Below are 12,243 nucleotides of genomic sequence, written 5' to 3'. Positions count from 1 at the left end.
GGTGCCCGCGCGTCGCGCCCGGCGTTTGAAAGGAACCCCACAATGAAGATGCTGAAGCAGACCCTTTGCGGTGCGTTGCTCGGGCTGTCCCTGGCGGCCTGCGGCCCCATGGACGAGGCGGAGCTGGAGTCGGTGGGCCAGTTGGAGGCGCCGCTGGAGGCTGGGTGCGTGTCGGTGGACGACACGCTGATGACGACCCATGCCTGCACCCACGCGAGCAACAGCGCGGACAACGTGACAGTGACGACGAGCGCCACGCGCATCGCCACCGCGCCGGACATCAGCGCGCGGCACAAGCACTACACGCTGAATCTGCCGCCCGGAGCCGAGGGCTCGGTGACGTTCACCCCCGTCGCCGTGACGTCGGGCACCTCCACGGTGGAGTCCATCTCGTTCTACCTGTCGCAGAACGTGGCCTTCACGGTGGTGGACACCACCACCAGCGCCACCGTGTCGGCGCTCATCAGCGAGGCCGTGTCGGAAGTCGCCTGCTCGCTGACGCAGGCCCGTGTGTATGACCTCGTCGTGGGCCGCGAGTACATCCTCGCCACGGGCCCCGCGACGGGGAACCAGGTCGGCCTCGTCCCCGAGTATCTCTATGACAACCGGGACCGCTTCTACCGGGACCAGGATGGCGACGGGTACGGCACCAACACGCCCGTGTACCGCTACGCCTGCGAGGCGCCCGCCGGCTACGTGAAGCAGCGGTTCGACTGCGACGACACGAACCCCGCCATCTTCAACTGCTGAGCCTCACCCCACCGTAGCCCCAGGCCCACCGTGGCCCCTTGGGCGGGGCGTCCTCTGTGTTCGAGGGCGCCCCGCGCTTCACCCGTTCGCCCCGCTCACTTCGCAAGGAAACACCCGAACATGCGTCTGACCCACGTCGCCGCCCTGCTCACCACCTGCGCTGTCCTGACCCTGACGGGCTGTGACAACGATGACCCCATCACCCCGAGCTCCGATGCGGGCACTCCGACGGATGCGGGCCCGGACGCGGGGCCTCCACCAGACGCGGGGCCTTCACCGGATGCCGGCCCCGACGCGGGAGGTGACACCACGAAGCCCCACGTCACCGCGTCCAGCCCCGAGGAAGGCGCGACGAACGTGCTGCCCGTGCAGACCTACAAGGTGGACACGACGAACACGAGCCTGCGGCGGCTTGTCACCGTCTCCTTCAGCGAGCCCATGGACTCCACCGCCGCGCAGGTGACGTTGTTGGACGTGAGCACGCCCGCCAACGCCCCGCGAGTCCTCACCGGCACCTGGTCCGAGGACGCGCTGACCCTGTCGCTCTCCATTCCGCGTCCAGAGTCGGACCTTCCCCCGCTGGAAGAGGACAACCGATACTCGCTGGACCTCACTTCGCTGCGGGATGTCGCGGGCAACGCGCTGGACACGGCGCACGCGGGACTCGGCGATGGTCGGCTGGACTTCACCACGGGCGAGCGGGACCGCGTCACGGAGCACGCTTGCGGGCACGCGCTGCTGGAGGCCCCCGTGGCCGTAAGGGCGGGTGCGTCTCCGACGACGATGTATCCCGCGACGGACTCGCCCCACGAGTTCTACGAGCTGACGCTGCCGACGAACGGGACGTCATTCCTCGGCTACTCGGAGGTCGTCTCCGCGGAGCGCGACGAGCCGGTCATCATGTACCTGAGCCACGAGGTCCCCGTGGTGGTGCACGACGTGACGGAAGGCGAGACGGTGATTGCCTCCACGGTGACGCCGGCACCCGCCGTGTGCCTCCCCGCGATTTCCCACACGCTGAAGTTCACCGCGCCCGCCGGAGACCGCTTCCTTCGCCTCACCTACGGCCCGACGCCCCTGGAGAAGTTCACCTTCGTCTTCGAGCGATACTGAGCAGGTTCATCTCCGCGGCGAACGCCCTATGCTGCGGAGATGTTGCGCCGTTTCCGCCAGAGGCCCGACCCGGACGACGCTCCCGACTTCGAGCCTCATCAGCCGCTCGGCGCGCCGATGCCCTGGCCCGACGGTCGTCACGTCGCCGCCAACGCCGGCAAGCACATCTTCCTCTGGGACCTCGCGACTGGAGAGTGCTCGCGGGTGCTCGAAACCAGCGCCATCCACCAGCCACCGATGTTCCGTCTGGCGTGCGAGCCGGTGCTCGGGCGCGTGCTCGGAAGCCACAAGCTTCGAGAGTTCGCGCTGTGGGACTCGACAGACTGGCGCCGCCTCCAGGTTTTCACGGGGCACGGTGAGCCGGTACGGGCCGCCGAGGTCATCGCTGAAGACCGGGTGCTCTCCATCAGTGGCGATGGCTTCGCGCTGCTGTGGGATGCGTGGACGGGTGAACTCCTGCGCAGGTTCGAGACTTCGCCGCTCTACGCGCTCGCCCAGAGCCCTGCGCACGGCCTCGTCGCCGTCGGTGGTGGCAAAGGTGCCATCACCTTGCTCGACGGCCCCACGCTCGAGGTCCGCGCCAGCTTCCAGTTGCCCATGGCAACCGCGCGACACGCGCCGCTCAGCGAAGAGCGCCAGCGTCAGCTTGGAATCGTGTGGAACCGCCCGTCCAACACCATCGAGGCATTGACCTGGCATCCCGATGGCGAGCACCTGATTTGTGGAAGCTGGGACTTCATCGCCAGGATGGTGCACAGCCACACCGGACACGTCGTGCGCGAGTGGCACGGCCATGCGCACTGGGTCGACTCCGTCGCCGTCGACCCGCGACGCGGACTCTTGTGCACGGGCAGCTCCGACGGCACCGTGCGTGTCTGGTCGCTCGACTCGACCGAGTGCCTCGCGGTCCATGACGTCGGGCACGCCGACCTCGGTGGCCTGTGCCTGATTGGGGACTCCCTCTACGTGACGGTGCGCAGCGAGCTCGTGGTGATTCCCCTGCCGTGACCGCCCGCTGAAGCTCACTCCGTGCGCTTGCGCCTGCGCGACATGATGCGACTCAAGGCCACCTCGGTGATGCCGAGGTAGGCCGCCACGTCGCGCTGCGGTACCCGCCCTCGCAGATGCGGGTGCTCCGCCCAGAAGGTGTCCAGCCGCTCCTCGGCGGACAGCTCCAGGAACTCCTGCTCCCTTCGCTCCTTGAGCAGGAAGTGCCGCTCGGCGACGCGGCGCGCCACGCGCACCCAGCACCCATGGCCCTCTTCCAACGTCTGGAAGTCCTGCGTCCGGAACACCAACACCCGTGCGGGCTCCAGCGCTTCGATGGCCGTCATTGACGGCATGCGTTGGAGCATCTCCGCGTACGCGCCCAGCAGTTCACCCTCGGCGCGAAACGCCTTCACTGACTCGCCGCCTCGCGCCGACACGCGCACCAGCCGGAACACCCCTTGAAGCACGACCGCGAAGCGGTCCGCCGCGTCTCCGGGGCGCAGGAAGTGGGCCTTGCGCTCGACCGACTGCTCCCTCGCGAGCGACTCGGCCCTCTCCCACTCACTCTCGGGAATGGGACCGAGCGGGGACAGCTGCTCGTAGAGCTTCGGGAATCTCACGGGGACGAGGACGGAGGTTAACCCAGGTTAAGGCGGCAATCGAGCCGGGCGCCGTACACCGGGGACATGTCCATCAACGTCTACGCGATTGCCACACCCTTCGTCATCGCCCTGGCGCTGGGCGAGTTCGTCTACTGCGTGGCGAAGCGCAACGGGTACTACAGCTTCCAGGACTCCATCGCGAGCGTGGGCACCGCCGTCCTCAACCAGTGCGTCAACGTGGCGGTGGCGCTGCTGATGCTGCCCCTCTTCACGCTGTTGGGTCAGCTCGCGCCCTGGAAGATTGACGTCGCGTCACCCTGGGCGCTGCTCGGCCTCTTCCTGGGGGTCGACTTCCTCTTCTACTGGTTCCACCGCTTCGGGCATCGCACCAACATCGGCTGGGCGGCGCACTCGCCACACCACTCCACCGAGGAGCTGAACTACGCGGTGGCCCTGCGGGCCAGCGTCACGCAGCGCATCTTCTCGTTCCTCTTCTACTGGCCGCTCGTCGTCGTCGGCTTCTCGCCCGAGGCCGTGCTGGCCATGGTGGCCTTCCACCTGGTGCTCCAGTTCATCCCCCACACGCGCGTCATCCCCAAGCTGCCCCGGTGGATTGAGTCGTGGCTCAACACGCCCTCACACCACCGCGTGCACCACGCGCGCAATGACCTCTACATCGACAAGAACTACGCGGGCTTCCTCATCATCTGGGACAAGATGTTCGGCACCTACGCCGACGAGACGGAGGAGTGCTCCTACGGCGTCACCTCTCCGCCGAACACCTGGGACCCCACCGTCATCAACTTCCAGTTCTGGGGGAAGCTCTTCAGTGACGCGGTGAAGACTCGCAGTGGGTGGGACCGGCTGCGCCTGTGGGTCATGCCCACCGGCTGGCGCCCCTCGGACCTGCCGGCACGCGAGTCGACCCCGTGGAAGCGAGATGGCGTGGAGGTGAAGTTCCAGTCCACCGAGCTGCCCAACATCCGCGGCTACCTCGTCTTCCAGATGATTGCGTCGATGCCCTTCATGCTCCTGGTCAGCCACCACGCCTCGCCGCTCGTGGGCTGGCAGAAGCTGATGCTCAGCGTCCTCTTCTGGGGCATGGCGACCGCGTGGGGCGGGATGATGGAGTCCAAGCGCTGGGGCCTCCCGCTGGAGATGGCTCGCGTGTTCGCCATGGGCGGCGCCGTGACGCTGTGGCTCGTCCAGGCGGGCGCTCCGCTGTCGTGGCGGGCGCTCACCGTGGGCTGGCTCGCCGTCACCCTCGTGTGGATCAGCGTCGCGCGCGCGAGCAGCCGGAGTCCCTCGCCCGTGGCACGCGGCATGAGCTGAGCCGCGCTGCTCACCCGGCCTTCTCGGGTTCCCATGCACCCGAGAAGGCCGTGAAGCGCCGCACGTTGACGGACAGCGCTCGGTGCACCTGCGTCTCCGGTGTGATGTCCACCGGACTTCCGTCGGCGGGCAGCGTCAGCCGGTCGAAGTGCGCGCCCTCGAACCATTGATGCGGCCGGGCCTCCACGACGAAGAGTCCGTCGTCGTCCAGGTCCGCATCTATCGGCACGAAGTCCACGCGCTGGAGCTCCACGGGCGGCGGGAAGTCGAGCGCCACCCGGAAGGGCACCCACGCTTCTCCCCGGAAGGCCGTACCCGCCAGGAGCATCGAGTGTCCCTGGAGGGACGCCGCTTCCTCTCCGAGTGCCCGTGAAGGGGGCTGGAGCAGCAGCGAGAAGGACCTGGCCCGACCCGCGATGCCCGGTGAGCGCCCCAGGACCTGGGCCTCACCGCCGGCGAGCAGGTCGAACACCACCTCGCGGTCCCACTCCCCGAGCACCGTCCCTCCCGAGAAGAAATCCCCATCATGCGCCTGCGCCGTGGGCACGAGCGCGTTCAGCAGCGACTTGAAGACGCCGCGCGTCCGCGCCTGGAGCGGCGAGGGATTCTCGAAGAGGTAGATGGGCCCGAGCACCATCCGCGCGGAGGTGAGCCTCACGCTCCAACCGGTATCGGTGGTGAGCTCGCCCACCTGAGCCGCTCCGGGCGCGAGCGCGGTGCGCAGACCCATGCGGAACACGATGCCTCGCCCGCCGGTGCCGGACAGTCCACACGCCGAGCCACCACCGACGAGCGCGGTGCCCATGAACAACATGAAGGCGCGACGGGAGCGATGAAGGGCACGTGTCATAGGGCCTTCTCCCGCAGGCACCGACACAACGAGGTGTCGTGTCGTGGACGGGAGAGCGCGGTGTGCTGGGGTCCCTCCGCGAGCCCTCGGCTCAGTACGGCGGTGTGTCGCGCCAGGACTGCCCGCGACGAAGCGGGCCTCTCGGGCGACTGGGACAGGTGCCTCATGGAGCGTCCTCCTCGAAGTCCAGGTACAGCGTGAAGGTGCCTCGGAAGGTGCGCGGTGCTCCCGCGGAGAAGTGGCGCGTGGCCAGCAGTGATGCGGGGGCATCGGGTCCCCGGAAATTGGAGACGTAGTTCAGCTCCGTCTCGCGCCAGCGCGCGTCCAGCACGTTCTCCACGGACACGCCCAATTCCATCCAGTCCCAGCGCGCGCGCGTGCCCACGTCGAAGAGGAACACGGGGTCGCTGTAGCGATTCAGCGGCAGCGGCCTGGGTCCCACCGCGCTGTGCCCCAGGGCCACGTTCCATCCGAGCCGCTCGCCCGCCACGGTGACATGTCCTCTCACCGAGGCATCCACCCGCCCCAGCAGCGCCGGGATGTAGGGCATCACCGCGCCATCCCACAGCTTCCACGCGGACGCACCGGGCGTCGGCAGCGTCGCGCGAGCCCAGGCGACGGAGGCCTGCGTGTCGAGCCAGTCTTCCCATTGCAGTCGACCCGTGGCGAAGGCCCCCAGTCGCTGCGAGGCGCCGATGGGCTGGTTGCGTCCCAGTCGCTCGTCGAAGACGAAGTCCTGGGACACACGCGTGGCGAAGACGGCGCCGCGTGCTTCCAGCGAATACGGCCGTGACGCGCCCTCCAGCCTACAACCCAATCCCGTCTCACCCGAGGCGACGCGGGCATACGGCGCCAGCTCCGCGTCTGACAGCGCGGCGGCGTCGCTGGAGCGCGCGCCCAGTCCCGCGCTGGTCAGCCACGTGAGTCGAGGTGACAGCTTCACCTCGGCGCTGGCCCGGGGGCTGGCGAAGAAGCCATAGGCATCCAGGGACTCCTCCGGGATGCGCGGCCCATCGCGGTCCACGGCGGGACGGTTCAGGTCCTCCACGCCGAACAGGAACGTATCCAGCCGCACACCGACACGCAGGGCCAGCCAGTCGAGCGGCTGCACTCGCAGGGACGCGTATCCGCCCAGGTTGGTGGTGCGCACCTGATTGTCGAACAGGGTGGAGTATGGCGCGCCACCGCTGTCCCTCAGCCGACGTGAGCGCGTGCGGACGTCGTCGTAGCGGGCCACATAGCCCAGCTCCAGCGGGCGCGACTGCCCCAGCAGGGTGAGTCCTGGCGTGTAGCGCCCGCGCAGGCCCAGGGTGCTTCCCCGGTAGTAGCCCTCCGTTCCGTCACCGCGCTGCGCGTCCTCGCCGGGAGGCGTGTCCTGGATGAAGCCGGTGAAGTTGTCGCGGATGCGCGTCTGGCGCAGCACCACGTAACCCTGCTGCACCAGCCGTCCGCCGCGCTTGAGCCGAGACTGGAGCTCCGCGGAGACGAGATGGCGTTGGCTCGCGCCTCCCTGGTTCTCGTCATAGAAACAGAAGAACTGCGAGTCCGCGTCCGCCGCGCACGGCAACCGGGCGTCCACCACGTCCGTCTCCCGTACCACGCCCGCCGAGGCGAACCGCGCGCCGTAGCTGGCACCGAGCAGTCGCAGTCGCGTGTCATCTCCCAGTCGCAGCTCCACCTGCGCCATGGCGGTCGCATTGGCGAAGGAGCGATTCGGTCCGAAGCCCTCGCCCTGTCGCAACAACAGCCCCACGAAGGTGGCCTCGCTGGACTCGGGTGGGCCCCACACCAGCGCGAGCCGACGTGAGGCGAAGCTGCCGTAGCTGGCCGAAGCGGTGAGCCCTCGACGCGCGAGGCCGAGCTGGTATTCCACCGTCCCCGCCACGCCGAAGTCACCTTGCGAGGCGTCATAGGGCCCCTCGGTGACTCGCAGTGAGTCCACCAACTCCGGGATGATGAAGTACGTGTCCGCGTAACCGTGGCCGTGGGCATGGGAGACTTCGTTGAGGGGCACGCCGTTGAGGCGCATTTCCACGTCCTTGCCCTCGCCCGCGTCGAAGCCTCGGATGAACACCGTCTCCGCGTGGCCCTCGCCTCCGTGGTTGGCGAGCATCACTCCGGGCGCGAGCAACATCAGGTCGGAGGCCGAGTTGCGCGGGACGTCCGCGAGCTGTCCCACCTCGATGTGAAAGTCTCCGACGGCCACGGGCGGTGGTGCCTCGGCCACACCTCGGACCGTGGTGGAGAAGCCCGGCGACGAAGACCTGGAGGCCGCCTTCGCCTCCTCGGATGAGGCGCCCGACAACGACGACGAATCGTCCACGGCGAGTTCCGTCATCACGGGTGGCGCCGGTGTTGTCCCCGTAGCCCCGTGCGGCGTCTCCGCGACGGCCTCGCGCGCCCGCATAGGAGCGAAGTGGACCGGGACGTCCACCTGCACCTCGAGCGGCACTCCGCTCCGACGCGCCGGCTCGAACTTCCAGCGCACCGCCGCGCCCATCGCGGCCCTGTCAAACACGGCTCCCGCCGACTCGCGCACCTCCACCCGCGACACCGCGCCCACCTCATCAATCGTGAGGCGCACCACCACCGTCGCCGTGTCCTCCAACACCGGCGCGTCACCGGGCGTCACCGGCGCCGCCACCTCCACCGGAACCGGCGGCGAAATGGGCGCCTCCTCCAGCGCCCCCACCGCACACAACACCAGCATCGCAATCCACACGGCGAGGACCTCACTCCTGGCTTCGGCGGCACCCGGGACACCTCGCCACCGGAACGTCGACCGCCCGGAGATACAACACGGACCTCTTGAATTGCAACTTGGTTACATATACATCCGCGAAACATGAATTCGAAATCGAGCGGACCTGGCCTCCTCGCGGTGCTCGCGCTGATACTGGTGCTCCCGGCCTGCGACTCCGTGCCGCCCGGAGACGTGCGCGTGACGATGAGCGGCGGTGACGGCACCCAGCGGGGTCTTCCGGACACGCTCTTCCAGGACGGTTGGTCCGTGCAGTTCACCAAGTACCTCGTCTCGCTCGGAGACTTCACCCTGACCTCCGCGTCGGGCCAGGCGCGTGAGAGCCGCCGCCACGTGCTGGTGGACGTGCAGAAAGGAGACATCCCGCTGACAGAGCTGACGGGCCTGCCGGCGGGCCGCTGGGACGTGGGCTTCCGAGTCAGCCCCCCCCGCGACGACACGGAGCTGGCGGACGGCCAGGTCTCCGCCGAGGACCTCGCGATGATGCGCGAGCGCGGCTTCAGCTACTGGGTGGAGGGCCGCGCGGTGAAGGCGGGCGTGGGCATCTTCGACTTCCGGATGGGCTTCCCCGTCGACGCACGCATGGTGGACTGCATCAACGGGGTGGATGGCACCCAGGGCATCATCGTCCCGGAGGGCTCCCGGGCGGACGTGGAGGTCACCATCCACGCCGAACACATGTTCTACGACAGGCTCGGCACCCACAGAGGCGTGCAGTTGCGCTTCGACGCCATCGCCGCGACGGCCACCTCGGACCACCTCATCACCCCGGAGGGGCTTGCCTCACAGCAACTCACCGACTTGAAGGATGCCCAAGGTCGGGAGCTTCGCGACGCAGCGGGTCAGCCCGTGGTGTACCTGCCCGGAGCGCATGATGTGCGCACGCTCCAGCAATTCGTCACCCAGAGCATTGTCGATCAGGCCCACCTCAACGGTGGAGGTGTTTGCACGGTCGCCAAATGACAGGTGGACCCGCGGGCACCCCACCCCCGCTGGACTTGGCCCGCCCCGCGCCGCTAGGAAAGTCACATGGACTCTCCTCTGCACCTGCAAGCCCGCATGGCCCTCTGCCGTCCCGAGCACATGGTGCTCGATTTGTTCGTGCAGAGCCTCCGCGAGAGCATCGCCCAGCGGATGGGTCGGAACCTGGCCCGGGCCGCCGGAGCGCCCATCGCCAGCGTCCCCGTACGAGGCGCCCCCTCACACCGCTCCGCCCGCGAGTACCTGGAGTTGCTCCACGAGGGCGCGAGCACCGTGGAGCAAACCCTGGGAGAGGACTACTCCCACGCCGTGGAGCAGCTGTCCTTCACCGCCGCGAGCCACGTCTTCTCCGCGCCCGTGGGCGCCATGGTGATGGCCATCACCGGCGAGGACCCGCACCGCGGCCTGTCCGTGGGCTCGGGGCTCGCGGGCGCCACCAGCACCTTCGGCGAGCGGGAGTACGAGCGCGTCTCCGACACCACCGCGCGCGTGCGCTTCAAGGACGAGTTCTTCGGCCCCGCGTGGTGCAGCGGCCTGGTCCGCAGCGGCCTGCTCCAGACGAACCCGGAGCGGCGCTTCCGCGTGGAACTGGAGACCGGCGAGCCGCCCTTCAAGGACTTCTCGCTGCTCATCCACTGGTAGCCCCCCGCTCCGCGAGGGGACCGCCAACCGGCCGGAAGCACCGTGAGACGCTTCCGGCCAGCGGCGCGGACAGGCACGAAGCCCGCCCGACAGGCGCACCGACTCAGGCCTTGGGGGCTTCCTTGCTCCGGCGCTCCTCGACTTCCTTCTTCACCTGCTCCATGTCGAGCGCGCGCACCTGGCGGACCAAATCCTCCAGCGCGGCGGCGGGAAGCGCACCAGCCTGCTCGAAGAGCAGGATGCCGTCACGAAACACCATCAGCGTGGGGATGGAGCGAATCTCGAACGCTCCGGACAGCTCCGACTGCGCCTCGGTATCAATCTTTCCGAAGACGATGTCCGCGTGCTTGCCGGACGCCGCCTCGAAAGTGGGCGCGAAGATGCGGCACGGACCGCACCACGACGCCCACCAGTCCAGGATGACGATGCCGTTCTTGCCGACCGTATCCTTGAAGTTGTCCTTGGTGATTTCCACCGTCGCCATGACGGCCCTCGTTTCTCCCCGCCTGCGCGGAGCGTGACTTCAGCGGACTTCCAACAGCTCCACCTCGAACAGCAGGGTGGCGTTGGGGGGGATGACACCACCGGCGCCGCGCGCGCCGTAGCCCAGGTCGGGAGGAATGGTGAGCTTGCGCACGCCGCCAATCTTCATCCCGGCGACGCCGTCGTCCCAACCCTTGATGACCTGACCCGCACCCAGACGGAAGGTGAAGCCCTCGCCCCGGTCCCGGCTGCTGTCGAACTTCTTGCCGCTCGTCAGCGTCCCCACGTAGTGCACGGTGACCGTCTTGCCGGCGGTGGCCTCCGTGCCAGTGCCGACCTTCACGTCTTCGATACCCAGGCTCATTCCCTCTCCTGTTGCAGTGGAAGGTTCCACCTTAACTCGCCAACCCCGCTGGCGCCGCACTGGAAAGCACAGTGGCGCGGGCCCGTTGGCTACCGGGCACCGCGCCACCGACTCACGCCGTGCGTGAAGACTTCAAGACGCCCGCGTCAGAACGTACCACCCACGCTGACGACGCCCTGGTAGCTACCCCCGTTGTCGAAGTCGCCGCCGCCGGACTCGATGCCGGGGGCGAACTCCTTGTCGAAGAGGAAGTTGTAGTTGGCGCGCGCGTCCACCGTGAAGTGACCCACGTGGCCCCGCAGGCCCACGCCCGCCGGGACACTGCCCACGGTGTCATCCCGGTAGCCCAGCGACTGGCCGCCCCGGAAGTTGTAATCGTTGATACCAATGCCGCCCAGCACGTACGGCTGCCACGCGGAGGGGAACAGACCCAGCGTCGCCACGGCCGTGCCACCGTTGCGCACGAGGTCAGGACCGTCCACGGTCACCTCGCCACGCTTGGAATCGATGTCGTTGATGGCGCCGGTATAGCCCAGCTCGATGCCGAACACCTTGGACGGCCGGATGGCCGCCGTCACGCCCGCGGTGGGGCCCGGGTTGAGCTGCGGTGCCAACGCGCCGGTGTAACCCTCCACACCGCCGCCCAGCATCACGCTCAGACCCTTCATGTCGTTCTTGTCCTTCTTCTTCACCTCGAGCGGCTCGACAGGCTCCGCGGCTTCAGCCGAGGGACGAAAGTCCGAGGGCGGAGGCGCGGTGATGCCGCTGCCACCCGTGGCGTCGTCCTGGGGCAGCGCCGGGTATGACTCGGAGCGGGGCTCCGCCGCGGGCGCGGCCTCGGGACGAGGCTGGGGCGAGGACTGCGGCGGCGGGGCCTGCAGGCCCTGGATGTCGTCCTGCTGTCCGCTGGAGCCACTGCCACCGGTCCCCTGCTGCTGCTGGGAGTCCTGGTTCGACGGCTCGCAGCGCAGCGGCATGTTCAGGTACACCTCACCCTGCGCGGGTGGAGCGGCCTGGCTGCCTCCGATGGCGGACGAGCTCGAGGACGAGGAGTCATCCTGCCCGCTCTGTCCACTGCCGCCGACTCCCGAGTCGTCCTCCGTCCCCATGGAATCGGGCACGGGCTCCGTCTCGATGATGATGTCTTCCTCCTGAAGCGAGTCACCAGAAGAGGTGTCCTGCGATTGAGCCAGCAGCACTCCCTGTCCCGGGTTCCCCGCGCTCGCCCGTGGTGGTGGGCAATCGCCGTCCGAGGCCAGTGCCGAGGTGCCGTAAAGGAGCGCCCCGATGGCGCCTGCCAGAATTTTCGCTTTCATCCAACCCTCCGTCGTCGAGTGGCTGACATGAAGGTTGTTTGCGAAGACACATCCGGCAA

The 12,243-nt window shown here is 68.4% G+C and carries 12 protein-coding genes; 6 read left to right on the top strand and 6 right to left on the bottom strand.

Features of this window, described 5'->3' with window-relative positions; all coding sequences use genetic code 11:
- Positions 1 to 42 precede the first annotated feature (42 nt).
- The 3 genes from HUA75_RS14015 to HUA75_RS14005 all read left to right on the top strand — a co-directional run bounded on the left by HUA75_RS14015 (position 43) and on the right by HUA75_RS14005 (position 2,871).
- On the top strand, positions 43 to 750 hold the full coding sequence (locus HUA75_RS14015; RefSeq protein ID WP_174464578.1) for a hypothetical protein: 708 nt from the start codon (positions 43 to 45) through the stop codon (positions 748 to 750).
- A 120-nt stretch (positions 751 to 870) separates the two neighbouring features.
- A complete protein-coding gene (locus HUA75_RS14010) occupies positions 871 to 1,863 on the top strand; it encodes an Ig-like domain-containing protein (RefSeq protein ID WP_174486686.1) in 993 nt (330 codons plus the stop codon).
- A gap of 39 nt (positions 1,864 to 1,902) precedes the next feature.
- Positions 1,903 to 2,871, top strand: coding sequence for a WD40 repeat domain-containing protein (locus HUA75_RS14005; protein ID WP_254627566.1), 969 nt, complete (start codon positions 1,903 to 1,905; stop codon positions 2,869 to 2,871).
- Between the two features lie 14 nt (positions 2,872 to 2,885).
- On the opposite strand, the gene HUA75_RS14000 is transcribed toward HUA75_RS14005, so the two are convergent.
- A complete protein-coding gene (locus HUA75_RS14000) occupies positions 2,886 to 3,473 on the bottom strand; it encodes a Crp/Fnr family transcriptional regulator (RefSeq protein WP_141642153.1) in 588 nt (195 codons plus the stop codon).
- Between the two features lie 66 nt (positions 3,474 to 3,539).
- Between HUA75_RS14000 and HUA75_RS13995 the strand changes: the two genes are divergently transcribed.
- Positions 3,540 to 4,787 carry a sterol desaturase family protein gene (locus HUA75_RS13995; protein WP_174486685.1) on the top strand — a complete coding sequence of 416 codons (1,248 nt, stop codon included), beginning with the start codon at positions 3,540 to 3,542 and terminating at the stop codon, positions 4,785 to 4,787.
- A gap of 10 nt (positions 4,788 to 4,797) precedes the next feature.
- On the opposite strand, the gene HUA75_RS13990 is transcribed toward HUA75_RS13995, so the two are convergent.
- Both HUA75_RS13990 and HUA75_RS13985 read right to left on the bottom strand, forming a co-directional pair.
- Entirely contained in the window at positions 4,798 to 5,637 is an 840-nt protein-coding gene (locus HUA75_RS13990; RefSeq protein ID WP_174486684.1) for a hypothetical protein, read from the bottom strand.
- A gap of 163 nt (positions 5,638 to 5,800) precedes the next feature.
- A complete protein-coding gene (locus HUA75_RS13985) occupies positions 5,801 to 8,347 on the bottom strand; it encodes a TonB family protein (RefSeq protein WP_174487027.1) in 2,547 nt (848 codons plus the stop codon).
- Positions 8,348 to 8,482: 135 nt separating this feature from the next.
- Here HUA75_RS13985 and HUA75_RS13980 point away from each other — a divergent pair, with 135 nt between their 5' ends.
- Positions 8,483 to 9,361, top strand: coding sequence for a hypothetical protein (locus HUA75_RS13980; RefSeq protein ID WP_254627565.1), 879 nt, complete (start codon positions 8,483 to 8,485; stop codon positions 9,359 to 9,361).
- 66 nt (positions 9,362 to 9,427) lie between these two features.
- A complete protein-coding gene (locus HUA75_RS13975; protein WP_141642156.1) occupies positions 9,428 to 10,021 on the top strand; it encodes a DUF2378 family protein in 594 nt (197 codons plus the stop codon).
- Between the two features lie 103 nt (positions 10,022 to 10,124).
- Here HUA75_RS13975 and trxA read toward each other — a convergent pair whose 3' ends face one another.
- The 3 genes from trxA to HUA75_RS13960 form a co-directional block, all read right to left on the bottom strand.
- Entirely contained in the window at positions 10,125 to 10,505 is a 381-nt protein-coding gene (trxA, locus tag HUA75_RS13970) for a thioredoxin (RefSeq protein WP_141642157.1), read from the bottom strand.
- A gap of 39 nt (positions 10,506 to 10,544) precedes the next feature.
- The gene (locus HUA75_RS13965) at positions 10,545 to 10,868 is read right to left on the bottom strand and encodes an FKBP-type peptidyl-prolyl cis-trans isomerase (RefSeq protein ID WP_141642158.1); all 324 of its coding nucleotides are present in this window, start codon (positions 10,866 to 10,868) and stop codon (positions 10,545 to 10,547) included.
- A gap of 146 nt (positions 10,869 to 11,014) precedes the next feature.
- Positions 11,015 to 12,184: an outer membrane protein gene (locus tag HUA75_RS13960; RefSeq protein ID WP_174486683.1), complete on the bottom strand. Its 1,170-nt coding sequence runs from the start codon at positions 12,182 to 12,184 to the stop codon at positions 11,015 to 11,017.
- Positions 12,185 to 12,243 lie beyond the last annotated feature (59 nt).

Source organism: Myxococcus sp. CA040A (genome assembly GCF_013336725.1).
Taxonomy (GTDB): Bacteria; Myxococcota; Myxococcia; order Myxococcales; family Myxococcaceae; genus Myxococcus; species Myxococcus llanfairpwllgwyngyllgogerychwyrndrobwllllantysiliogogogochensis.
Note: the sequence above shows the minus strand (reverse complement) of the source record. Positions and strands in the feature narration are given on the sequence as shown.